This is a genomic window from Streptomyces sp. NPDC001709 (assembly GCF_053596375.1).
The window spans coordinates 358,728-381,429 of sequence record NZ_JBSFGB010000001.1 but is presented as its reverse complement, the minus strand read 5'-3'; the positions used below and the strand labels follow the sequence as shown (position 1 = coordinate 381,429).

The following is a 22,702-nucleotide window of genomic DNA, read 5'->3' as shown; positions in this document are numbered from 1 at the left end:
GCTGCTGCGTGGATGGACTGCGCGCGGAGGCCGGACTAATCGGTCAGCGCTCGGTCATCGCTTCGAATCGCTTCGGTCAGCACTCGCGCAGCTCCCCGATGGTCACGGCCGTCCCCGGGAGGGCGGATCGTGCGGGCGCCCGCAGGCCGTCGAGGAACAGTTGAAGGTGACGGTGGACGAAACGGTCGCCGCGCAGGCAGTCCGTACCGGCCGGGGGCCGGCTGAGCTGGGACACGACGATCATCAGGTCACCGACGCCGACGTCGGGCCGGAGCTGTCCGGCCGCCCTGGCCCGCCCCATGACCTCCTCGATGAGCTGCTCCAGGCGCTCACGGGAGGCTTCCAGGTCGGGATGGTGCCGATCGAAACTGCTGGAGATCATCGGGCACAGCGCGCTGATCCGCTCGTCGGCGGACGCGTGCACGAAACGCTCCAGTGCGGCGAAGGCGTCCCCGGTCTCGGCGAGGGCCACTTCCGCCGCCTCGGCCGTACGGTCCATGACGGAGCAGACGACCTCGAGTACGAGGGCCTCGCGATCGGGGAAGTTGCGGTACACCGTGGCATTGCCGACGCCGGCCCGGCGGGCGATCTCGTCGAGCGGCACGTCTGGGCCGTGCTCGACGAACATCTCCCGGGCGGCGGTGACGATCCGCTCCCGGTTGCGCACGGCGTCGGCGCGGGGCCGGGGCACCTTGCGCGGTGCGAGGGTGGGCGCGGTCGGCACGGTGGACTCTCCTGGGGAAGCTGTTCGGCAGTTGAAGCTGTTCGGCGGTTGAAGCTGTTCGGCGGTTGAAGCTGTTCGGCGGTTGAAGCTGTTCGGCGGTTGAAGCTGTTCGGCGGTTGAAGCTGTTCGGCGGTTGCCGAAGTGCGGAAGTGATGGGGGCGATCCGGGGAGCCAGTCCCCGTTTCGCTCGGACACAGGTCTAAACGGGGAGAGGTTCCCCGGTTATTTCCCGCCTGCCGAAAGAATGCCTGTGACCTGAGCCACACTCATCTCCCGCTGGGATTCACTCCCGTGCGGCCCGGATTTCCCACGAACGGTCTCCTCCAGCGCGCGCCCCGCACCCCGCCGACTCAGGGTGATCGCAGGGTGCAGCCGGAGACCGGCGGCTGCCGTGGAGCGAAAGGTCCATGCATGCAGCCGCAGTCGGAGCCGCCCCGCCCCATATCCCCCTCCCCCGGACGCCTCGCCGACGAAGGACACGCTCAAGGCTGTTACGGGGGACTCTCGCAAGGCCGTTATGGGGGACTCCGTGGACTCCACGGGCTTAGCGCACTCCACGGACCCAGCGCCGGGCGCGAAGGCCGGTCTCGTGAGGGCCGATCGGGTGGAGGTCGCTCTCGTGAGGGCCGATCGGGCGAAGGGCGTTCTCGCGACGGCCGCCCCCGAGAAGGCCGAGGGGGCGGAGGCCGAGGGGGCGAAGTCCGATCAGGCGAAGGCGGCACCCGGGAAGGCCGAGGGAGCGGAGCCCGCCCTCGGGAAGGCCGGTCGGGTGAAGGTCGTTCTCGCGACGGCCGCCCCCGAGAGGGCCGCTCGCGCGCCCGCCGCCGTCGCATACGCCCGCGCCGCGTGGCCGCTCTCACCGTGGTGACCGCGCTGACCTTCACGGTCAGCACCTCGGCCGGGACCGGACACCTGTCGGCGCCCACCACCGCCGGGCCCATCGGCATGGCCCGCTCCCCCGCCCTCGCCCCCTGTACCGTCCACGGCGGTCTCGACGTACAGATGACCGAGGGCCTGCCCACCCCACACGGTTACGCCCACTCCACGGGCACGCTCCACGCCCTGACCCTGATGGTCGACTTCTCCGACGCGCCCGGGCGGGGCAGTGCCATGGACCGGTTCCACGAGTTCTTCCCGCGGACCCAGGAGTGGTTCCGCACCTCGTCGTACGGCCGCCTGGACTACCGGCCGGAGACACCGATCACCACGTGGCTGCGGATGCCCAAGCCCTTCAAGGCGTACGGCATAGATCGCGGCGCCCCCTTCGATCCCGGCTACCGACAGCTCGTGCAGGACATCGTGGCCACGGCCGACCCGACGGTGGACTTCCGCACGTACGACATCCTCAACGTCCTGGTCACCCCGAACGCCGGCCCCTCCGCCCTGGACACGGTCCTGTCCGTGACCTTCGCCGGCAACGGCGACGCCCCGGTCGCCGACGGCGTTCCCGTCTCGAACGCCTCCTTCGTCTACTCCCGGCAGGACGACGGCTCCGGCTCCTACGACCACACCGGCTACCGGGTGCTGCCGCACGAGAACAGCCACACCTTCGGCCTGCCCGACCTGTACACGCAGGACGGCGGGGTCGCGGTCGGGCACTGGGACATCATGAGCGAGGACTGGGGGGCCAACAACGATCTGCTCGCCTGGCACAAGTGGAAACTGGGCTGGCTGGACGGCTCCCAGGTGGGCTGCGCGGCGACACGGGGCAGCGTCGAGTACGGGCTGACGCCGCTGTACAAGGCGGGGGGCGGGAAGCTGGTCCTCATCCCCGTCGACGCGCAGAGTTCGTACGCGGTGGAGGTGCGGGAGCAGGGCGGCAACGACGAGGTGGTGTGCCGGCCGGGCGTGCTGATCTACAAGGTGGACGGCACGATCGACACCGGACGCGGTCCGGTCACGGTCTACGACAGCCACCGCAACAGCGGCGGCTGCACCCGCAGCCCCAACGTCCAGTCAGAACTCTCCGACGCCCCCTTCTCCCCCGGCGAATCGTTCAAGGACCCGCGCCATGGCATCACCGTGCAGGTGGAGGGCAGGGACGAGGACGCGAACTATCGGGTGCGGGTGACGCGGGGGTAGGGGGGCGGGGCGGGGCCTGCGGACGGTTGGCGGTCGGCGGGCGGTCGGCGGGCGGGGGCGGCTGAGCCGGTAGGCGACGGTCGGCGGTCGGCGGCCGGCGGCTGCAGACGGCTGGCGGAATTTGTGGCGGCAGACGGAGCGAGCGGACCGGGGCCGGGGCCGGGACCGGAGCCGGAAGGCAGCGGACGGAGGCCAACGGAGTTCGGGGGCGACGGTACTCGCGGGCGGACGGTACTCGCGGGCGAGGGAGCTCGCGGGGGACGGTGCTCGCGGGCAACGGAGTAAGCCAGCCAGGCGGCCGGCGAGGCCAACACACGGACCCTGCACATGCCGGGCGGGGATTAACGTAGGCGTGCCCGAATGCCGTACCGGAGAGCCGATGCCCGCGAAGAGTGCGACCGCGCTGGATGCCGACGCCCGTGCCGAGGCGGGGGAAGCGGTCGGACCGCTGCTGCGCGGGGTCGGTGTGCTGCGACGGCTGACCGAGGCGGGCGGCACGCTGAGCCCGAGCGCGCTGGAACGGGCCACCGGCCTCGCCCGCTCCACGGTCGACCGCGTCACCGCGACCCTCTCCCGCATGGACTACGTCCGCCTCGACGGCCGGGACGTCGTCCTCACCCCCGGCGTGATGGAGCTGGGCAACGCCTACCTCGCCGCTCTCCGGCTGCCCGCACTGCTCGGCGCACGCGCCGACGCCCTCGCCGACGAGTTGGACGAGTCGGTGTCGCTCGCGGTCGCCGACCTCGACGGCATCCGCTTCATCCACCAGGCCACCCGCCGCCGCGCGATGTCCGTGAGCTTCCGTATCGGAGACCTGCTCCCGGCCGAACGCACCGCGCCGGGGCCGCTGTTCGCGACCGAGTGGACGGAACCGGACTGGACACGCTGGCGCACCCGCCGCGCGGCGGACCCGACGGACGCGGCCTTCCCCGCCGTACCCCCCCGGCAGGCCCACACCGGCGACCCCACCTTCGCGCAGCGGGTGGAGCGGGCGCGCCGGGACGGCTGGGCGCTGGACGACCAACTGATCGAACCGGGCCTGGTGGCCGTGTCCGTACCGGTACGGGATCCGGGCACCGGCCACCTGGCCTGCGTGGCGAGCGTGGTCAGTCACACCAGCCGGCACTCCGCGGCCGACCTGCGCACAAGCCTCCTGCCACGCCTTCGTACGGCGGTGGCGGCGATGGAGGCAGACCTGCGCACGGCACCCCCGCCCGAGCCGGGCCCGCCGCCGTCGGGCCTAGCGACCTGGACGACGGCGTCCAAGCACCAGCTGGGCCGGGACTTCGTGGAGTCGCTGGCGCGCGGCCTGACCGTACCGGCCGCCTTCGGCGAGGGCCGCGCGGCGCTGTCCCTGAGCGAGGTGGCACGGGCGACCGGCCTGGCCCGGGCCACGGCCCGCCGTGCGCTGCTCACCCACGAACACCTCGGCCTGGTCCACGCGCACCCCGACCGCACCTTCGCGCTCACCCCGCGCGTCCTGGACCTCGGCTTCCCACCCCTGTCCCGCACCACACTCCCCCGCCTGGCCGAGCCACACCTCCGCGCCCTCGCGGACCACCTGCACGAGCCGACGGCGCTGGCGGTCCTCACACCCGACGGCACGGAGATCCAGTACACCGCCGGCGCGGGCGCGAGCCGCGTCCTGACCGTGCACATCTCGGTGGGCGCCCGCCTGCCCGCCACGGCGACGTCCCTGGGCCGCGTCCTCCTGGCCGACACCACTTCCCCCCTCCCCCCGACTCTGGCCAAGGTCCGCGCCCAGGGATACGCCCTGGTGGACGAGGAACTGGAATCAGGCCTGCGATCCATCGCCGTACCGGTACGGGACCGGTCGGGCCGGGCGGTCACCGCGCTGAACGTCGCCACCCACGCGGCCCGTCGCACCCTCGAGGACTGCGTCCAGGAAGTCCTCCCAGCCCTCCGCACAACCGCCGACCACATCCAGCGAGACCTCCGCACAGCCTCCCGCTTCACCCACATCCCCACGTCCTGACCCCCACCCGCAACGCCCCTCCCGCACCCCGCCATACCGCCACGGCCCACCCGCTACACTGTCCGCGGTGACCCAGTCACCACCGATCAAGCAATGCCTTCGTAGCTCAGGGGATAGAGCACCGCTCTCCTAAAGCGGGTGTCGCAGGTTCGAATCCTGCCGGGGGCACAGAGAGAAGGGCCAGCTCAGGAGGGAATTCCTCCCAGGCTGGCCCTTCGGCGTTTCAGGGGTCGTGCCACAGGCGTGCCACTACGGGCCCGCAGGGTCCTTCTCGGAGGGCTGCTCGGACGCCGCTCCCCCACCGCCCCGGATCATTGCTCCGAGCCGGTCAGCGATGGCCCGGTCGCGGTCGCTGGTCATGTGCTGATAGATCAGCGCGGCCCGTGAGCTGCTGTGGCCCATCCGGGTCATCAGCTCGCGCGTGCTGGCGCCAGCCGTGGAGGCAAGCGTATTGCCGGTGTGCCGAAGGTCGTGGAAGTGCAGCTCAGCCGTGACGCCAGCCGCCTTCCGGGCTTGCACCCAGTCGTCGCGGAAGTTGCTACGCCGCAGTTGTCCGCCCTGCGGCCCGACGAAGATGTGCCCCTCGCTGCCAGGCGCGGCAAAGTGCTCCAGGTGGCGGGTGATCTCATCGAGCAGTTCAGCCGGGAAGGAGACGGAGCGGACGCCGGCTGCGGACTTCGGCGCCTTGTCAAAGAGCCGCCCGTTCTGCAGTTCGGCCTGAGCGCGGCGCACTGTGACGGTCAGTGCCCCCAGGTTGATGTCCCGGCGCCTCAGGGCCGCCAGCTCTCCGAACCGGAGAGTGGTGAAGGCCGCCAGGAGCACGAGCAGCCGATAGCGCGGAGCGATGGAGTCGGCAACGGCGAAGACTTCCGCGACCGTGAGGACCGGCCGCTCTGGCACGTCGTAGTGGTCCGCTCCCTTGATACGGCATGGGTTGCGCCGGATCAGCTCATCGTCCACCGCCGTGTTCATCAAGGCCCGGAGCAGCTGATACGCCTTGACCACCGTCGGCTCCCCGACGCCGGCGGCGAGGAGCTTGCCGCGCCAGCTGCGCACCCGAGCCGTCGACACGTCCGCCACGCTCCCGGCCCCGAACGTGGGCAGGATGTGCAGCCGAATCACCGACTCGTTGCGCTCGCGCGTGCGATCGGCCAGCTTCCGGTCTCGCAGCCAAGCAACGGCGTACTCCTCGAAGTTCACTGCCCCGGCGTCCGGGTCCGACCAGTGCCCACGCGCGATGTCGGACTCGATGTGTGTGAGCGCCGCTTGCGCGTCGGTCTTGGTCGGGTACGTCTTCTCGGCCGGGCGCAGTTGGCCCGTCTCGGGATCGCGGTACCGAACCTGCCAGCGGCCAGATGGGAGCTGCCGGACCGACCCGAAGCTTCTGCGCCTCCCCTGCTTGTTGGCCATCAGGCAACCCTCCGCAGCGAGCCGCGCCGGTGACCGATCGGCTGAACCGTGTGGGCGTCGATGAACGCGCTCAGCGAGCTTTCCGGGATGCGAACGTGCCGACCGACCTTGACGAACGTGATGCGTCGCTCGGCGATCAGGCGGCGCGGGAAGCGTTCCGTGGTCCCGAGGAGTTCGGCCACCTGAGCCACGGTGAGGTAGCGGTCAGCCATGGGTGGGTTCTCCTTCCGTTCCGGGGGCGGGTTCGAGGGATGCGGCGAGCCAGGCTTCGGTGTCGGACAGGCCGGTGCCGGCGAAGACCCAGTGGGCGAGGACGTACGTCGTGTCGGTCGGGCGTTCTTCGGTTGCTGCCTGGGCGCGGCGCCATTCGGCGCGGGCGTCGCGGAGGGCGCCGAGGGTGGTGGAGTAGCGGCGGGACTTGGTGGAGAAGTGGCCGCGGAATCCGAGCATGTGGGCCCAGGCGCGCAGGCGGAGGTGTTCGAGGTCCTTGCGGGCGCCGAGGGTCCAGGCGGTTCGGATGAGGCGGCGGGCGTGGTCGCTGATGTCGAACTGGGCGAGTTCGGCGGCGAACTTGAGCGGGCGGTCGAGGGCGCCCGTCGCGGTCTCGGCGCCCTTGGTGGCGTACTTGGCGATGTACGCCGCTACGGCCCGCTCGGTCAGCTCCTGGCCGTCGTTGAAGTCGGCGGAGCGGATGGTGCGGATGTCGAGTTGGCGGCCGAAGGCGAAGGTATGAGTGCGGCCCTCGATCACCGGACCGTCGACACGGACATTGGCGGCTGCTTCCTTGATGGCGTCCGTGAGCAAGTCAGCGGTGGCCCAGGCCGGGGGCGGGGTCTCTCCGCCATCGGGGCCGTCGATGCGGATCACGGCATGGAAGTGGACTGCACCGCGCTTCTGGTACTCGGCGACCTTGGCGAAGGAGACGCGGGCGTGTTCGCGGAACCGGCGCTGTGACAGGCCCGCGCGCTTGGCGACCTCACGGCGCAGGTAGATGGAGAAGCGGCGCCAGAGCTGCCCGGCGTGCGCGTTCCATAGGACGGCGGCTTCGTAGTCGTACGTGTCCGGGTCGAGCGGGGTGCCAAGGGTGTCGTCGTTCTGGTCGTGGTGGGTGCCGCAGCGGCACCGGCGGCCATCGGTACGGCGGTTGTGGACCGGGCCGAAGCCGGGGGCGGTGAAGGTGGCGAAGACCCGGGGATGGGCGGCGACGCGTTCCGGGGTGCCCTTGCCGCCGCGCAGTCCGGCGGTGATCAGGTGGAAGGTGTCACGCCGGTAGACCTCGGCGCAGGCAGGGCAGCGGGTGGTACGGCGGTTGTTGCAGCGGACGAGGAGTTGGCCGGCCGGGAGGGCGGTCGAGTCGAGATGCTGGAGGACACGGCCGATCTCACCGGTGGTGGTGTCGACGTCGTACTCGGTGCGGTGGCCGTCCAGCCGGATGGGGTGGGTGCAGCCGCCGAGCCCGGAGAGCTGCCGGAGGATACCCGGCAGGGTCCCGTCGGCGGCGAGGTTGCTGAGTTCCGGGAGCGGGGGCGGGGTGGTGCGGGCGAAGATGGCGGTCTCCTTCTGACTGGCGTTGTCGGGAGGAATGGGCCGCCGGGGCGGCGGATGCTTGGCCGTGTCGCGCCGCCTCGGAGGTCAAGGCGCGTCAGCGCCGGTTGTGCTCGCGGAGGAGCGAGCGCAGGACCACGGCGGCGATGGCCACCGAGATGGCCGTGACAGCGACGGCGGCCAGTAGCGCGGTGAGGACTACGCCACCGACGATCAGGGCCGCGACCGTCTTCTGATCGATGGAGAGGGACGGGCGGTAGCGCTGGAGCGGCGCCGGGTCCGTCGGGGTGTGGGTGTGGGCGGGCGGAGGGGTGGGGTTGTCCGGGTACTTGGGCAGGAACACAGCCGGGCTCTCCTTATCTACTCGTCTAGTCATGTGTGCCGTTTATGACGCCCACGCCGGAGCGCGTGCCGGACTCGATGCCGGGGGCGAGGAAGGTGTGCGAGAGCCAGAAGCCGAAGAGGGCGATCAGGACGACAGTCCAGGGCCGGATGCCGAGGAACTTGATCGCTCCCCAGACGAAGAAACCGAGGACGAGCACGAGCGGCAGACTGACGGTCACGGTTGGTCTTGGCCCTTTCAGCGGACGGGGCAGCGGTGGGTACGGGCGGCCAGTTCGGCGGCGGCGCGGCTGTCGTAGTCGGCGGAGAAGCCGCAGCGTGGAGCGGTGCAAGCGGCGGTGTGCTTCTCGCGGCCACGCTGGTCGTAGGAGGTGCCGACCTGGACGGGGCCGATGCGGGTGACGTCACGGAAGTTGCGGTTGGCGGCCATGGGTGTCCTTTCAGAGGTGGGCGGCGATGGCTTCGGCCATGGGAGCCGGGATGCCGAGGCGGGCGCGGAGGGTCGGCGTGTCGATCGCGGCGCCGGTACGGGCGTGGTGCTCGGCGGCGACCTTTCGGGCGTGGTCGACCAGGGCGGACGGGACCGGCACAGGCGGAGGCTCTGGCGGTGCTTCGATGGCGGGTTGGTCGGAGGGTTCGGGCATGGTTTCGGGCTCGTCCTCCTGGTCGTCAACGTCGGCGTGCTTCTCTGCCGCCGAGTGGGCGAGGAGGGTCCCGCCGAGAAAGGCGATGGCGGGCCAGCCAGCGACGAGGATGCGCAGCCAGGCGGGGACGTTGCCGAGGTCGAGGAGGCCGGCGGTGGCGACGTTGGCGCCGAGGGATGCCGTGAGCGCGATGACGAACCAGCACCAGGCCGCCGCTTTGGTCGTGCCCGAGCGCAGACGGCGCCAGGCGGCGACAAGCAAGAGGTCGACGGAGATGGGATAGGCCCATGCCTTCCACCCGTCCTGTCCGGCCGCCATGGCGACGTCGTGAAGGTGGGCGAAGGACAGCGCGGCGGCGATGAGTGCTTGGACAAGTACCGCGTCGACGCGGACCAGGCGGGCGCGCATGATGCGGCTCCTTCTGGAGTCGGGCGGGGAGAGGGGAAGGTCAGTCGGCTACCGGGTGGGGCAGAACGGCCGAGGGCGCGGTCTCGACCGGGCGCACGGGTGCGTCGGGCCGGAAGCACTTGAGCGCGGGCAGATCGGGCACGAGGTCCGCCGACTCACGGCAGGTCTCGGCGGCGGTGGCGAGGGAGAGGTACGGCGTGCGGATGCGGGACCAGCCGCCAGAGGTGTCACCGGCCACGGCGAGGCCGGGTCGTTCTGGGGCGATGGCGCAGGCGGCATAGACCGCTTCGGGGGCGATGTCGCCGAGCGCCATCTTGGCGGAGGCTTCGTCGTTGACGCGGTGGCAGACGCGGCCGGTGAGCTGGGCCCGGAGCATGGTCGCGCCCTTGCCGAGTTCGGCGCCGAAGCGCTGTCCGCAGACCTCCAGGTAGATACCGGCGGCGCGGCCGAGCTGGGCGAGGCGGATGAGCTGGGTGACCATCTCGTCCCGGCGTTCCTCGTCCTTGCGTGTGGCGACGAGGAAGAGTTCGGCCACCTCGTCCACGAACAGCACGATCGGCACCGGGCGTTGCTTCTCGGGCAGGCCCCAGACGTCGGAGGTGATCTCCTCGTCGGGCGTGTCCGGCGCGATGCCCTGTCGGGCCTTGATCAGGTCGTATCGGTCCTCCATTTCCTTGACCAGCACGGGCAGCAGTTCCGCCGCCTGTTCCGGGTCGGTTGCCAATGCCGAGAGCCGAGCGGCGAAGGGCGCCAGCTCCACTCCCCGCTTGCAGTCGATACCGACCAGGGCGACGGGCTGTCGGGCGAGTCCGGCGATCAGGTGACGTAGGTACATGGACTTGCCGGACAAGGTGGCGCCGAGGGTGAGTTGGTGAGGGATGGTGCGGTAGTCCCGTACGAACGGCATGGCGTCTTCCCGAAGCGCGACCGGAACCTTGAGGAAGCCGTTCGCGACCTTGCGGGGCATCCGCACCCGTCGTAGCACGTCGTAGCCGACCAGCCGCAGTTCGACCACGCCCGGTTTGACGGTCGTGACGTACACGGCGTGCACGCCCCAGGCATGCCGCAGCCGTTCGGCCGAGGCGGCGACGTCGGCGGGTTCCTGTCCCGGCGCGAGCCGGAGCCGGATCCGGAGACCGGTCGAGGTGGGCCGGATGACTCCCCGACGGGGCGGTACGGGCCGGACCTCACGGTTGGTCGTGGCCTTGATAGCGAGGACCCTGAGCCGGGAGGGCGCCACGGTCAGGCCGCACGCTTCCATGACCGAGCTGTACGAGCCGAGCAGCCGGGCCGTGGATATCGGCAGGCCGATCGTGGACCAGTACACCGCCGGGTGCTTGGCCCGGGTGTAGGCGGCCCCACCGCCGAGCGCGGCGAGGGGACCACCCACCTCCAGGAGCGTCGTCAGGTCGGTCATCAGGCAGCGGCCCCGGTGACGGCCGGGAAGGCGGCTGGAGTGACGGCGGCGGCCCGGTAGGCGATGCCATGTCGCTGCTGCCCGTTGAACACGGACTCCCACGGCCGGGCGACCAGTCCCGGGAGCGAGACCGGCGCTCCGAGGGCCAGCCCCTCGGAGATGCCGCCCTCCGGGACGGTGACCTTGATCAGCGACGACTCGCCGTCCTCGATGTAGACGACGCCGATCGTCATCAGGGCCTCACCGCTGTTCGCGTCCTTGGCGATCTCGCCCGTCTGCCGGTCGCGGACCTTCGGCTCAGGGGCCTCGGTGAGGAGGATCGTCGCGGCGGAGGTCTCAACGCGGATGGTACGCAAGGGATTTCCCCTATCTACTCGTCTATACAAGAGTCGTCCTACGAACCCGATCTCCCGGGTTCGTGCGGACCACTGTGCCACACAACTTGCCCACTCGTCTATACGAGTAAGCGTGTTGGGGTGTACGAGTTCGGAGAAGCGACCTGCGCCGGTGTCAGACCCACCCGCCACAATCCACCCATGCTGATAGCGACCAACGGCCGTGGCTACGAGCTGAAGCGCCCCACGAAGCCGGCAGTAGGGGCCATGCTCGCCAACCTGCAACGCGGCAACGAGTACCTGATCCTTGACCGGCGGGACGGGGAACGCGAGGGCGACTGGTACATCCAGGTCTGGTTCTGCAACAACAACACCTACCAGCTGGAATACCGCGATGGCGTCCCCTCGGAGCACTACCAGACCCGGACGGTGTCGCAGGAGAAGGTCCTCCAAGCACTCCTCGACTCGATGGCCGACAAGCCCGACTGGCGGGAGGGCTTCATGTGGAACAACATCGGCCACATCTTCCCGCCCGTCCCCGATGGCGAAGACGAGCCGACCGTCTAGAGCAGTGCCGCCGCCCATCTGATCACGTCGCCGGGAGCTGGTACGACAGGACGTACGCGTCCGCCGCCATCACCGTGTCGCAAACCTCGACGGCCCGCCCCTCGGTGTCGAAGGCGGTCCGGATCAGGTGGATCACCGGCACGCCGGCCGCCAGGTGCAGCGTCTTGACCTCGGCGGGCGAGGGCATCCGGGCACGGATCTCTTCCTCGAAGTGGTCGAGACGATGGCCCAGCTCTTCAAGGCGGGCGTAGATGCCGCCGGGGCCGGGGTTCGGCTCGGCGATCGGAGTCCCGCGCGCGATGTCGAGGGGCAGGTAGGAGGTCGCGAACTCGACAGGCCGTCCGTCGAGGAGGTACCGACGCCGCCGGGCGAGCACGCGCCGGACGGACCCGAGCCGAGTAGAGACGTCCTGGCTGGCCTTCTCCTCCTTGACCTCAAGACTGTCGACCTGGGGGTGACTGCCGGCCGCATTGGCCTCCACGATGAACGCGGACTTCCCCTGCTCCCTGTGCCGCCGGGCGAACCGGTCGGAGGCGAGGCGCCGCACCGGTGGCCGGGGCCGCACGAAGACGCCCTTGCCGTGCTCGGCGTGCACCAGACCCTCCCCCTGGAGGATGGAGAAGGAGTTCCGGACGGTCATCCGGGACACCCCGTAGTGCTCGACAAGCTCAGCTTCCGAGGGCAGCTTTTCACCCTCGCGGAACCGCCCACGGTCAATGGCCTCGCGCAGCTGGTCAGCGATCTGACGGAAGACCGCACGATCGCTCGTGGGGTCGAGATCGCCGAGGAGGCCGGAAGGGAGAGGGCTCACGTTGAGTACTCCTTTAGGTATCTAGACGAGTGGGCGAGTGTTGTTGCTACGGTGGAGAGCCTAGCCAGCCGAGAGGGCCGAGGAACGTGAGCACAGAACGCCCGCACTCCGTGAGCGTCGCCGGGGTCGTCGTCGACGACCACGGTCGGGCCCTCCTGATCCAGCGCCGGGACAACGGCAAGTGGGAACCCCCGGGCGGCGTCCTCGAACGCGAGGAGACCATCCCGGAAGCCCTGCAACGCGAAGTCCTCGAAGAGACCGGCATCAAGATCGCCCTTCCGGCGACCCTGACCGGCGTCTACAAGAACATGAAGGGCTTGATCGTCTCCCTGGTCTTCCGTTGCGAGGCCGCCGACGGCACGCCCACCACCGGTGACGAGACCCGCGCGCTGCGCTGGGCCACCCGTGAAGAGGTCACCGAGCTTGCCGACCAGGCGTACGCGATCCGCGTCCTGGACGCACTCGACGCGGCGTCCCCGCCGGCCATCCGCGCCCACGATGGCGTGAAACTCGTCTAGCCCGAACCCGCTGCACATGGCGGCCTACCAGCACGAAGGAACTTGTATGCACGAGTATACGAGTACAGCCCGGGTCTGGGGACTGAGTTGCCCAGGATTCCCAGAAGAAGTGAGCCGGGCCCGCCGCTGGACCCGGGACATCCTGCGCGGATCGCCCTTAGCGGCGGATGCCGAACTGATCGTGAGCGAGCTGAGCACGAACGCGATCCTCCACACGGCCAGCGGCCTGGAGTCCGGCAGGTTCCACCTGGCCCTTGCGGTCTCCCCGCAGGTGATCGCCCTGTCCGTCACAGACGACGGAGGCGCGGCCACCGCCCCGAAGGTCGAGGACCAGGCCGAGGACGCCGAGCACGGCCGGGGCCTGGGCATGGTCAGCGCGATCGCTCACCGGGTCGTGGTCCACGACAGCGACGGCGGCCACACGGTCACCGCGGAACTCTTCGCACAGCCGGGCTCAGAGGGTCAGTCATGCTGACGTCAGCCCTTGCTGAGGACCTGCATGCGGGCGGGCGGTACGGCTCTTATCAGTGCTGGGCCGCCGCCTACCCCTTGCACGAAGTCCGTTCCATCACGCTGGGATCGCACGCCGCCACAAGCCCCCGTCTGGCGTTGCGTTGGCTTCAGGAGCGTACGAGTCACATCACGGACCAGCTCGACGCCGCATACGCACAGCCGGGCCGCCACTGGCTCACCGACGAGCCGGAGCATGAGCGAGCCCTCGCCTATCTGGCCACAGGCACGGCCTACCAACTCACCCTGTACGACGAGAACACGCGCTACGTACTCGTGGCCTACCCCAGAGGAGCGGCATCGTGACGGGACTCGCGCGCGGCTACTGGTGCGAGTGCTGGACTGAGGACCTCGACGGCGACCAGCTGCCGGCACTCCGGGCAGCTTTCGACGCGTACTCGGCACCCCAGGCAGACAGGTGGGTCGCGGTCACGCTCCGCACGATCTCACCGGCGCTGGACTCCGACGCTTCCGACCAGGCATGGGCTTGGCTGTACGAGGGCCGCATAGAGACCCGACGTGCCCTCCTGCGCTCCGATCCCTGCACGGTCACGGTCACTCAGGCCAGCACTCGCATCACGTGGACGATCCGGCCGGTTCTCTTCCTGCCACTCGCCCACCGCCAAAGGGCCGAACTGCCAGCCTGCGCATACGACTTCAAACCCCACGCGGCCGACTGAGTTACAACTTTCTCTACTGGTTCAAGGCGGCTCGCTCCGCTCACCGCGCGCGGCCCAGCCCCCGGCCGGGCCGCGCTCCTGTCTCCGCCCCGCTCCAGCCCGGCCGGCGCCCGTGCCGCGCACACAGCGATCAGCCACCTGGCCTCAGAGAAGGGGTCCATCGTGGCTGGGGCGGTCGGCTCCACGGCTTTACGGGGCCATGATCACTCCCGCCAAAGCAGCACCACCCCAAAGCCGCTCCATCGACCTGGCGTCGCCTATCTAGTGCCCTCGCCCTAATGGATCACTACATCTAGTGGCCGCGCCGATTCACATTCTGATCGATACTGGATCACCGTCGCGCCCCTTCCGACCGACATCTTTCCCCTCCCTGTCGGCGACTGTAAGGTTGATAGCATCCGAGCGTATGGGGAGAGTAACGGTGGGTGACAAAAAGAGCCCGACACAGAAGCACGAAGAACTTCTGAGTGCCGCGATGAAGCGCCCTGGAGTTGCAGAGGTAATGCGCATCTATCAAGCCGCAAATAAGCGCGCACCCCAGCCTACGATTTCCGTGCCCCTCACCCGCTTCACTACCGGAGGGAACGCTTAGTTCAGTGCCAGGCTGGGGAGACATTCTCCGGGAAATCGGAGAATCGGCTAGTAACGGGTCCGCTGGGCCAGACTTCGATTTGATCCGACGCAAATATCTTACGGAACTACATGCTCACACTGGGCGCAATGTGGTTCTGTACGCAACAGACTTCCTTGGCGCACAGGCCAATCCTGCAAATACATCCATCACATTGCAGGATATGCAAGGGTTGATGGAGTGTTTCAGGGATCTCCCCGGGCCAAACCTGGACTTGATCCTTCATAGCCCTGGGGGGTCTCCCGAAGCCGCCAATAGCCTAGTCAGCTACATGCGATCCAAGTACGAAGACGTGCGCGTCTTCGTACCTCTGGCCGCTATGTCAGCCGCAACGATGTGGGCCCTTTCAGCGAATGTGATTGTGATGGGCAAGCATTCCCAGCTAGGCCCAATCGACCCACAGCTCGTCACGGGCGGGCGCGCCATGCCTGCAAGGGCTCTCATTCGACAGTTTGAGCGCGCCGCCGAAGAGTGTTCCAACGATGCAAGCCGTTTGAGCGTCTGGCTTCCAATTTTGCAGCAGTACGCTCCAGGCCTCCTGGAGGTTTGCGCCCAGTACGAGGAACTGGGGCGCGAGCTGGTACAAGAGTGGCTCAGAAGCTACATGTTTGCAGCAGATCCTGAGCGCGACCAGAAGAGCGCAGAAATAGCAAGATATTTCGCGGATGCTGATCTGCACAAGGCTCACGGTCGGGGCATCGATCGCGAACACGCTCGCGCTCAAGGAGTGCTCATTCAGGACCTAGAGGATGACCAAGTCCTACAGGATCTTGTGCTTAGCGTTTTCCATGCCACGACTCACACTTTCGGCAGCACAGGCGCTGTAAAGATCATTGAGAATCATATCGGTCGCGCTTTCGCCGTACAGCAAATGGCAGTCAACGTAGCACAAATGATGCCCCCTGTCGGCGGCCTTCAAATCCCATTCGGCTCCCTGGGGACCACTCCGTAGACGTTTCACGCGCAGCGGTGGGCTGCCCATCACTGTAAGCAGCCCACCGCAGGACAGCAGCCCTACCCCGCCGACGCACGCAGACCGCCGGATCGTGCGCCACGCGGCCCGCACCACAAGCGGACCCAATCCGCTTTCGATGCCCCAGCTCCCCAAGAAGCCGGGGGCTCCCGCCCCTGTCACGGGCCGGCCATCGCGGTTGCTCTGGCCGACGACAAACCTGGATAGCGTGGCTGAGGCCAGCGGAGGTGCAGCGAAACACACGCGCGCCTGGTCAGTCGGCCCACCCGCCATCGTGGCTGACTTTCGTGGGCTGAGGTACAGACGCACCTCCTATCGGACCTGATCTGACGACCGCACTCGTATTGGGATGTCAGCCGTGTCTACATGACCTCAGAGTGTTAGCACACTTTTTTCTCGATATTCCGAACCAGAGCTTCTGCGTCTGCGTAATTCTCGGGGATCTCGTGCCAAATCGAGAATGCCGCCCTCAAGCAGTAGCGCCAGTCGTTCCCTGTTCTCCGCGCCAGAATCTCCAACCATCTATGGTGATCCATTCCAGCCAGTTCAGCCAAATAGATACTGATCGAAGAATCAGAGCATCCCAGCCCCCTTGCCAGCTCTTTCGGATTCTGCGCCGCGCTGCGCATCACCACCTTCTCCGGGGATTCCTTTCCAGGCAGGAACAAAGCATCGCGGCCAGTTCCCTTCCCTTTCAGATTCTCACGCTGATCACCGTCAATAACGGCGGCAACCCGCAACCTGCCCGAGTTTGAAATACCGCTGGCGGTAACTAGCACGTCATTCCACGATCCTACGTCTATCACCTCAATTTCATTGCCGCCGATAAAGCCATGCACAGAAAGCATCAGCCTAAGGAGCTCACGAGCCACCTCATCCTCAACTAGGACGACGCCTCGCAGTGGACTCTCCACGCCCAGCATGTCACGCAGATCCGATACCAGGGAGGGCTGAAGAAGCAGAGGGTCGCCTTCGCCACGAACGCAAATCCTAACAAAATCTAGCGGGACCCTGGTAATGAAGGCGGGGGAATGCGTAACGGCGATTACCTGGACTCCAGCGGAACGTGCCAATCGTGCCAACTCATCCACCAGAGCTGCATGCCCACGCGGAGCAATATTGGCTTCCGGCTCATCCAGGATCACCAGGGAATCCTGGTAAGGATGTCTGACGAACCACCGCATCCTGTGAACTGACAATTCGCCATAACTCATGGAGAAAGAGTCGACCCACCGATTTCCCCGTCGAGCGCGTACATACGGAAAGATAGGTGCGAGACTGTCAGCCCTAACCGGATAGTAAATGACTTCCTCATAAGCAACCCCTAGGATGTCCCTGAGGGCATCCAGATCTCTTCGAGATTGACTCCAACTATCGCCTTCCTGAAGGCTCAATATATCCTGCCTGCGAGATTCTTGAAAGAACATCGAGATCTCGCTCGGCACCTCGAATGTGTTATGAATATCGGGATACACGTCAGCTATGCTTTCGCCGCGCTTTCGCGGGTGCCCTAGGTTGGCGGCGTATGAGATCCTATCCTCCCCCTTACGTAGCCAAACTTGCACAAACCCGCCTAGCGAAATACCCTCTCCCATTGGGCCGAGGAATGGCGGATGTTCATTTCTCCAGGACCCAGTCTGGAGTGATTCAGAGATGCACTTTAGGAGCGTGCTCTTACCAGCCCCATGCAATCCGGAAATCACAGTGAACGGCGAGAGGTTTATCTTTTGACCAGGGAAGGGTGAATCAGTATCGAAGTCCATAGACTCCAATTGCACCAACGGAGTGAACTTCCGCATGCCTTCCCACAATTTGAGTGAAGTCTGCGACATCCCACTCATTCTCCCCCCTCAGTCTGCTGATAACGAATTAGCATGTTAGCCAGTTTCGTGGATGCTGGGGGCAGGTTTGGGTACAGCAGCCGCTTCAGACACGGGTGAGCGCTGGCCGCCATCCACGGACATGCCGGCGGCTGGGCTGTGAGCGCATCCGCCCCGTCTCAACTTCCGTCTCATCCGCCAGCATCCGGGCTCGTTCACCGCCGACCAGCGGCAGCAACCGCCCAGCATCGCCGTATCCGAGTAGACGCAGATGAACGGTCTTGGACGGATCTACGGCCACGGCCAACAGACTTGGAAAGCGTGCACATCGAGGAGATGCGCCGGATGCTCTGACCGCGTACGCGCGGGGCCCCGGGTGCCGCCTGCCATTCGCCCTCCCCTACGTCTGCACGATCACGCACGCTGGTTGCCGACAGGTGAGTTGGGCTACCGGGAGCGGACCGTGGGCAAGTGGAAGCAAGGGAAGTGCGGTTGGCCAACGGTGGCCGGCGGTCGCTGCCAGAACAAGACAGTGACGGGCACGTCGCGCTGTTACCTCCACCAAGGTGACTAGGCGAAGCGTGGCCAAGCCGAGCTGAAGAAGAGGGCGAGCAAGCGCCGCAAGAAGTGAGCCGGAGTCGCGGCGGATGAGTGTCTAACTGCGTGACAACGCCGACGAACACCGACGGACGAGCGCGAACGTCTATGGACCAGAAACGCAGGTGGGACGCGCAGCGGCCCAAGGCAGCACCCCGGACCGATCTTAGTCTGGGGCCTTGGTTCCGGTCTCCGAGAGGTGCCATCAGGCCCGGCGGAATGTACCACTTTGTGGTCTGGGGCCGTGCGAGTGCACCACCTAGGCTGTTCGTATGGGGCGATCAGACGAGGATCCAGAGCGCCGGCGCAACATTCCCGCGGCAGTTGAGGCCGCTCTCTGGACGCTTAGCAACGGCCGGTGCTACGCCCCTGGGTGTCCCTTCCCTGTGATCTATGAAGTCCGGCCAGGTGTCTTTCAGAAGAACGCTCAGATCGCCCACATCATCGGGGTCAAGCGCACTGCCGCCCGTTACCGCCCCTGTCCTTCAGAGAAGGAAGCGCGGGAGCGCGAGTCGTTCAAGAACCTGATACTTCTCTGTCTTGCCCATCATGCCGAGGTCGACGACAAGAACCACGGCGAGGAGCGATATCCACCTGATCTGCTTCGGGAGTGGAAGCGCGCCCACGAAGGCAGGAATGGCCCGGCGTTGGACCTGATCCCGCCACTTAGCGAGGATCAGCTCGCTGCCCTCCTCATCTCGGTGTTTACCCCGCCGGTAACGCGGCTGGAGAAGATCGCCGACGAGTTGGAGCGAACAGGGACGCTCACGTCAGATGCCCTTCGTGAGCTGCGCAACATCGTCACCGTCATGTCGGACAAGTCCGGTGGCCTGGAAGCGGATAGCGCTCGACGACTGGCCTATGCAGCAGAGGTTTTCGACGCTCAAGGACTTCGGGGCTCCGCGAACTCGCTCGCGCACGCTGCTGACATCCTCCCATCGCTCTTGACTCAGCTCGATCAGCGGCTCAAAAGGCTTCGGAACTTCATGTAGGTGCGAGCACGCCCCGCCGCTGGCAGGACATGTTGTACTGCGACGAGACTCCTGCGTGAACTTATGACGCCGTACCACAGCGACGTACCGCAACTGCAGCGGCCACTTGCACCCAAGGGCGCGCCTGGAACGCCCGCGGGCGACCTGTCTGCCCTTCACCGACGGTCCCACATAGAGCTACGGATCAGAGATCTTTGACATCCACGGCTGACATCAACGACGCCGGACGGAGTGGTACCTCAGCACCCCTGTCCGGCCGTCGTGCCAGTGAGCAGTGGCGGCAGGGAGAGGCACGGATCGAACTCCTAAAGCGGTGCTTACCCTCTAACCCCGCGAGCAGCCCGGAGCCGTTGAGATCAACGGTCAATCCTGAATCGACGCATCGCAATAGTGGCTTGCCGCAACCCGACTGTGAAATCCTGACTACGAGCCACTTTGTCGATTCCCTGAGCCCGGTTCCCTCTGAGTGTTGCACGGTATTCGCGATCCAGAAGATTCGCCATTGGCCCCAAAAGGGCATCCGTCAGATGCTCAGTTCTCACGTTCAGTAGATCCCTTTGCGTGGGTCGCCTCAAACGCGTCAGAGTAAATGAACTCATGTATGCAAGATGGTACCGCCAGTTCTCCGCCGTATCGCCGAGCAGTGGGCGATCTTCGGCATAATAGGCAAGAAACTCTCCGACCCGCACATGTACATCAAGTACCAACCTGTAGAGGTCGAGATCATTGTCAGTCGAGAAGACTTTGTAGTAGTGAGAATCGTCCAATAGTAGCGTTTCCGAGTACTTAAGTGCGGTGTGCGGCTCCCCGACGACAAACGCTGTGTACTCTCGGGCAAGTCGCGACATGGAGACGACTTGCTCCAGAGGGAATCCCAAGTTCTTGTAGTAATTCGCCCGCCGCTCGTAGTAGTAGCCGTCTCGCGCCAGCGACTCTTCAATGTCTTTCTGGATCTTCTCGGTAGCGCGTAGTGCTCCCGGTGGGAGCTGGGTCTGGCTGTTAGTCGCGCGGATAATGACATCCCTCGCGCGCCCAGAAGTCGGCGGAACCATGACTCTTACGAGGACCGAACGATCGTTGTGCTGTCCAGCATTCTGAAAGTGGTTGAATATCTCATGGCTCGTTTGGAGACCATTCACGATCTGAGGATCCCTGATTACGATCTTCTTACCGGCAATTCTAACTTCTTCTGCCACGATGGTCACGCCGTTATTGAACCACCAGAAATCTTCGCGGTGACTAGACTTTAGCGTCTCCCCGATCGCGGTATTTACCGATGTGCGTCCCGCATAGTCTCGCACGTTCGATTCGAACAATTCAAGACGCAACGCTCCATTACTCGACGTGATGAATTTGTAGTATTCATCGAGACGTACCAGGCAGACATAACCTTCACCAAGTGACGTGCTCATAGGCGTCTCGGTAAACACCATTTCAGAAACGACCACGGCACCGCGAGCCGACAATGCCCTAAGTTCTGCCGCACCCAGATACTCGACGTCGCACTTTGTTTGTGATGCAACCTTGGCCAACTCGCGAGCAAGCCTGGTCCCTTTCGCCCGGACGTTAGGATGCGGCTGCTCTGCTGATCGAGTGGCATAAATGACTCTGATTGACACCTCCGGGAAGGAGGATGCAAGAGCCTCCAAGACGTTAAGGAATCGACCGGTGCGGTCCAGAAGCTTTGCATTTGTCGACTCGGAGAGCTCCTTGATATCGCGATCCATGTCGAGTAGCAAGGGCAAGTGGTAGTGCAGTTTCTCGAAAGCGTTCTCTTGATAACCGGGGGACGTCTTCGCTTGTAGAATTACTAGCTCAATTTTATTGGCCCGAACGGTTACGTGTCGTTCTATATTGGCTGAAACGTAGCGGTCGTCGACAAAAACCCAAAGGCCGTCAATGCCACAGTCATGCGATCCATCGACGATGCCATCTCGGAGCTCATCAATGTCCAGATCCAGGTCCTGCAATGCTGTGCTCGCCGCAAAATAGTTAAAGAAATCGTCCATCTTCTGGTTCGGCGCAAGTCGGCGCCGTTGATCTTCAAGGATGCGGTCGAGTAGGCGTTGATCGTTGCTCTTCACAGCCATATGCAGAGTCCCCCCAGGTGATCTCTGTGACTACGCAAGCTCCCATCTTGGCGATGAGCCGCGCCGGTCGCAAGACAACGGGGCTAGGAATCCGCTCCCCGACCACAGGGGTTCGAACTGTTGAACTGACCCAGCGCTGGCGCCGCTGAATGCATGACTGTCGGCCCGAGGCTCGAAGTCGCCAATCATCGCCTCCGTGCCGGCGGAGACGACGAGTCGGCGGCCCAGACTGAGGGCAACTGAGACCTCGTCGCTTCCCGGGCGACCCCCGACGCGGACACTCACCGTCGCCGCACACGCACCACAAGCGCTCCAGATCGGGCGGGGAACAGCGGGGAATCACGGTGAGAGTAGACGAGCACGCAGAAGCCGCAAACCGACTGTTCGAGCAGGCCGGCGCCCACAACAGACCTTTGATGTCCACAGCTTCCCAAGCTGGGAGCGCAAGTTCGATCCTCGCTACCCATTCGAGAGAGGTTGCTGCCCTCCATGGGCACCGCAGTGATGGTGCGCAGGGTGTGCGACCTGTCCGCGCCCTGCGTGGCCCGGCTTCGCGCTGGGGTGCCAGGAAGAGCAGACGCCTGTAGGAGCAGTGGCCGGCACCACTCCCTGTCGGGCTCTGTTGGCTCCTCAGGGGCCGCCCCTTTTGCAGTATCAGCAGTATCCAACGTGGGGCCGTAGCCCTGAACTGCATTCTTGTGCCGGCGGGAAGCCGGTTCGACCATCGCAGAAATGGTCGGACTGCCCCCGCCGGGAGGTCCGACCGCTCTCAGAGAGGCCGGATCCTTGGGCGACAGGTTGACCCTCGCCATCCTGACAATCTCCAGCGTGATCACCATGACGCTGATTGCCATCAAAGGCATGCTGGATCAGCTACCTGATGTCCTGGACTCATGGTGCCGGGCTGTCCAGGCGATGCGTGGAAATGCCGAGCATCGTCAAGGTGAGGATGAGCCTCCAAGCCACGACGACCGAGGAACAGCAGGGCGATAGCAAGGCAACCGGCCAGGGGCCATGGGTGAGTAAGCGCCGCAAGAAGTAGGCCGGACTCGCGGGGTGAGTGTCTAACTGCGTGACAACGTCGACGAACATCGGCAGACGAGCGCGGACGGCTGCGGACCATCAGCGCAGGTGAGCGGCAGACCAGCTCAGGGCCAAGGCCCCTTCCAAGTTGCTTCGGGACGAAGAGGTCGCCGTGCCACAGCCGTGCCAGATGCAGGGGTCAGCAGCGGTCAACAAGGGTCGCTAGCGGGTGCATCCTCGCCCGCTAGCTCGGCCGGCGAAGCAGCAGGTCACTGGCTCGACGGCCCACCCTCTCTCCTAAAGCGGGTGTCGCAGGTTCGAATCCTGCCGGGGGCACCGTAGTGAGCAGAACTAAGGCCCCGGAACTCCCAGGTCAGGGAGGGTCCGGGGCCTTTTTCCTTGGGCCACTTCCCCACGCTCGCTGCATCTTCTTTACGGGTGGATTCACTCTCACCACGAGTGCCGACCTACTGAGCATCGCCTAAACGATCAGAGGAAGCCGCAGGACTTCAGACGCGAACAGCCCCCGCACGCTGTCAGGGGCGCTGCTGGCTAATTCGGGGGCGACGTCGGCCGGAGAGGGCCGG

At 66.0% G+C, this 22,702-nt stretch carries 24 protein-coding genes and 2 tRNA genes; 13 read left to right on the top strand and 13 right to left on the bottom strand.

The genetic code is table 11. The features are described from left to right. Positions 1 to 76: 76 nt before the first annotated feature. Positions 77 to 724: a TetR/AcrR family transcriptional regulator gene (locus tag ACWC0C_RS01940; RefSeq protein WP_449198684.1), complete on the bottom strand. Its 648-nt coding sequence runs from the start codon at positions 722 to 724 to the stop codon at positions 77 to 79. Positions 725 to 1,343: 619 nt separating this feature from the next. Between ACWC0C_RS01940 and ACWC0C_RS01935 the strand changes: the two genes are divergently transcribed. From ACWC0C_RS01935 to ACWC0C_RS01920, 4 genes are all read left to right on the top strand, one after another. Further along, positions 1,344 to 1,592, top strand: a complete 249-nt coding sequence (locus ACWC0C_RS01935) for a hypothetical protein (RefSeq protein ID WP_450860880.1) — start codon at positions 1,344 to 1,346, stop codon at positions 1,590 to 1,592. Beyond that, the gene (locus ACWC0C_RS01930; RefSeq protein WP_449198686.1) at positions 1,571 to 2,806 is read left to right on the top strand and encodes a M6 family metalloprotease domain-containing protein; all 1,236 of its coding nucleotides are present in this window, start codon (positions 1,571 to 1,573) and stop codon (positions 2,804 to 2,806) included. The genes ACWC0C_RS01935 and ACWC0C_RS01930 overlap by 22 nt, the downstream gene beginning before the upstream one ends. Before the next feature lie 379 nt (positions 2,807 to 3,185). Continuing rightward, positions 3,186 to 4,802 (top strand): IclR family transcriptional regulator domain-containing protein, encoded by a 1,617-nt coding sequence (locus ACWC0C_RS01925; RefSeq protein WP_450860878.1) that lies wholly within the window; start codon positions 3,186 to 3,188, stop codon positions 4,800 to 4,802. A gap of 95 nt (positions 4,803 to 4,897) precedes the next feature. Next, positions 4,898 to 4,970, top strand: a tRNA-Arg gene (locus ACWC0C_RS01920). A gap of 81 nt (positions 4,971 to 5,051) precedes the next feature. Here the strand turns inward: ACWC0C_RS01920 and ACWC0C_RS01915 are convergent. The 9 genes from ACWC0C_RS01915 to ACWC0C_RS01875 form a co-directional block, all read right to left on the bottom strand. Next, on the bottom strand, positions 5,052 to 6,212 hold the full coding sequence (locus ACWC0C_RS01915) for a tyrosine-type recombinase/integrase (protein ID WP_450860876.1): 1,161 nt from the start codon (positions 6,210 to 6,212) through the stop codon (positions 5,052 to 5,054). Beyond that, positions 6,212 to 6,424 carry an excisionase family DNA-binding protein gene (locus tag ACWC0C_RS01910; RefSeq protein WP_228623273.1) on the bottom strand — a complete coding sequence of 71 codons (213 nt, stop codon included), beginning with the start codon at positions 6,422 to 6,424 and terminating at the stop codon, positions 6,212 to 6,214. The genes ACWC0C_RS01915 and ACWC0C_RS01910 overlap by 1 nt, the downstream gene beginning before the upstream one ends. After that, on the bottom strand, positions 6,417 to 7,697 hold the full coding sequence (locus ACWC0C_RS01905) for a replication initiator (protein WP_376287737.1): 1,281 nt from the start codon (positions 7,695 to 7,697) through the stop codon (positions 6,417 to 6,419). The genes ACWC0C_RS01910 and ACWC0C_RS01905 overlap by 8 nt, the downstream gene beginning before the upstream one ends. Positions 7,698 to 7,854: 157 nt before the next feature. Further along, on the bottom strand, positions 7,855 to 8,100 hold the full coding sequence (locus tag ACWC0C_RS01900) for a SpdD protein (RefSeq protein WP_376287739.1): 246 nt from the start codon (positions 8,098 to 8,100) through the stop codon (positions 7,855 to 7,857). A 25-nt stretch (positions 8,101 to 8,125) separates the two neighbouring features. Further along, the gene (locus ACWC0C_RS01895; protein ID WP_450860874.1) at positions 8,126 to 8,320 is read right to left on the bottom strand and encodes a hypothetical protein; all 195 of its coding nucleotides are present in this window, start codon (positions 8,318 to 8,320) and stop codon (positions 8,126 to 8,128) included. Positions 8,321 to 8,337: 17 nt separating this feature from the next. Next, complete coding sequence (locus ACWC0C_RS01890; RefSeq protein WP_228623269.1) at positions 8,338 to 8,529, bottom strand: mobile element transfer protein; 192 nt, start codon at positions 8,527 to 8,529, stop codon at positions 8,338 to 8,340. 10 nt (positions 8,530 to 8,539) lie between these two features. Then, positions 8,540 to 9,151, bottom strand: coding sequence for a DUF2637 domain-containing protein (locus tag ACWC0C_RS01885; RefSeq protein WP_450860872.1), 612 nt, complete (start codon positions 9,149 to 9,151; stop codon positions 8,540 to 8,542). A gap of 40 nt (positions 9,152 to 9,191) precedes the next feature. Continuing rightward, a complete protein-coding gene (locus tag ACWC0C_RS01880) occupies positions 9,192 to 10,568 on the bottom strand; it encodes an FtsK/SpoIIIE domain-containing protein (RefSeq protein ID WP_450860870.1) in 1,377 nt (458 codons plus the stop codon). Next, positions 10,568 to 10,924 (bottom strand): SCO3933 family regulatory protein, encoded by a 357-nt coding sequence (locus tag ACWC0C_RS01875; RefSeq protein WP_450860868.1) that lies wholly within the window; start codon positions 10,922 to 10,924, stop codon positions 10,568 to 10,570. Before ACWC0C_RS01875 ends, ACWC0C_RS01880 begins: the two co-directional genes overlap by 1 nt. Positions 10,925 to 11,104: 180 nt before the next feature. Between ACWC0C_RS01875 and ACWC0C_RS01870 the strand changes: the two genes are divergently transcribed. Continuing rightward, a complete protein-coding gene (locus ACWC0C_RS01870; RefSeq protein ID WP_450860866.1) occupies positions 11,105 to 11,470 on the top strand; it encodes a hypothetical protein in 366 nt (121 codons plus the stop codon). Positions 11,471 to 11,492: 22 nt separating this feature from the next. Here ACWC0C_RS01870 and ACWC0C_RS01865 read toward each other — a convergent pair whose 3' ends face one another. Then, positions 11,493 to 12,281: a GntR family transcriptional regulator gene (locus ACWC0C_RS01865; RefSeq protein WP_365717973.1), complete on the bottom strand. Its 789-nt coding sequence runs from the start codon at positions 12,279 to 12,281 to the stop codon at positions 11,493 to 11,495. A gap of 110 nt (positions 12,282 to 12,391) precedes the next feature. Here ACWC0C_RS01865 and ACWC0C_RS01860 point away from each other — a divergent pair, with 110 nt between their 5' ends. The 5 genes from ACWC0C_RS01860 to ACWC0C_RS01840 all read left to right on the top strand — a co-directional run bounded on the left by ACWC0C_RS01860 (position 12,392) and on the right by ACWC0C_RS01840 (position 15,572). Next, positions 12,392 to 12,799 carry an NUDIX hydrolase gene (locus ACWC0C_RS01860; RefSeq protein WP_450861130.1) on the top strand — a complete coding sequence of 136 codons (408 nt, stop codon included), beginning with the start codon at positions 12,392 to 12,394 and terminating at the stop codon, positions 12,797 to 12,799. A 46-nt stretch (positions 12,800 to 12,845) separates the two neighbouring features. Then, positions 12,846 to 13,274: an ATP-binding protein gene (locus ACWC0C_RS01855; RefSeq protein WP_450860863.1), complete on the top strand. Its 429-nt coding sequence runs from the start codon at positions 12,846 to 12,848 to the stop codon at positions 13,272 to 13,274. Then, positions 13,268 to 13,615, top strand: a complete 348-nt coding sequence (locus ACWC0C_RS01850; RefSeq protein WP_450860862.1) for a hypothetical protein — start codon at positions 13,268 to 13,270, stop codon at positions 13,613 to 13,615. The genes ACWC0C_RS01855 and ACWC0C_RS01850 overlap by 7 nt, the downstream gene beginning before the upstream one ends. Next, positions 13,612 to 13,989 carry a hypothetical protein gene (locus ACWC0C_RS01845; protein ID WP_450860860.1) on the top strand — a complete coding sequence of 126 codons (378 nt, stop codon included), beginning with the start codon at positions 13,612 to 13,614 and terminating at the stop codon, positions 13,987 to 13,989. Before ACWC0C_RS01850 ends, ACWC0C_RS01845 begins: the two co-directional genes overlap by 4 nt. Positions 13,990 to 14,585: 596 nt before the next feature. Further along, positions 14,586 to 15,572 carry an SDH family Clp fold serine proteinase gene (locus tag ACWC0C_RS01840; protein WP_450860859.1) on the top strand — a complete coding sequence of 329 codons (987 nt, stop codon included), beginning with the start codon at positions 14,586 to 14,588 and terminating at the stop codon, positions 15,570 to 15,572. Between the two features lie 401 nt (positions 15,573 to 15,973). On the opposite strand, the gene ACWC0C_RS01835 is transcribed toward ACWC0C_RS01840, so the two are convergent. Beyond that, a complete protein-coding gene (locus ACWC0C_RS01835) occupies positions 15,974 to 17,020 on the bottom strand; it encodes an AAA family ATPase (RefSeq protein WP_450861129.1) in 1,047 nt (348 codons plus the stop codon). Between the two features lie 1,376 nt (positions 17,021 to 18,396). On the opposite strand from ACWC0C_RS01835, the gene ACWC0C_RS01830 reads away from it, so the two are divergent. Further along, positions 18,397 to 19,002 carry a hypothetical protein gene (locus ACWC0C_RS01830; protein WP_450860857.1) on the top strand — a complete coding sequence of 202 codons (606 nt, stop codon included), beginning with the start codon at positions 18,397 to 18,399 and terminating at the stop codon, positions 19,000 to 19,002. A 356-nt stretch (positions 19,003 to 19,358) separates the two neighbouring features. On the opposite strand, the gene ACWC0C_RS01825 is transcribed toward ACWC0C_RS01830, so the two are convergent. Continuing rightward, the gene (locus ACWC0C_RS01825) at positions 19,359 to 21,092 is read right to left on the bottom strand and encodes an AIPR family protein (protein WP_450860855.1); all 1,734 of its coding nucleotides are present in this window, start codon (positions 21,090 to 21,092) and stop codon (positions 19,359 to 19,361) included. An 828-nt stretch (positions 21,093 to 21,920) separates the two neighbouring features. On the opposite strand from ACWC0C_RS01825, the gene ACWC0C_RS01820 reads away from it, so the two are divergent. Both ACWC0C_RS01820 and ACWC0C_RS01815 read left to right on the top strand, forming a co-directional pair. Continuing rightward, complete coding sequence (locus tag ACWC0C_RS01820; protein ID WP_450860853.1) at positions 21,921 to 22,085, top strand: hypothetical protein; 165 nt, start codon at positions 21,921 to 21,923, stop codon at positions 22,083 to 22,085. Positions 22,086 to 22,381: 296 nt separating this feature from the next. Continuing rightward, positions 22,382 to 22,448: transfer RNA gene (locus tag ACWC0C_RS01815), tRNA-Arg, on the top strand. Positions 22,449 to 22,702: the final 254 nt, after the last annotated feature.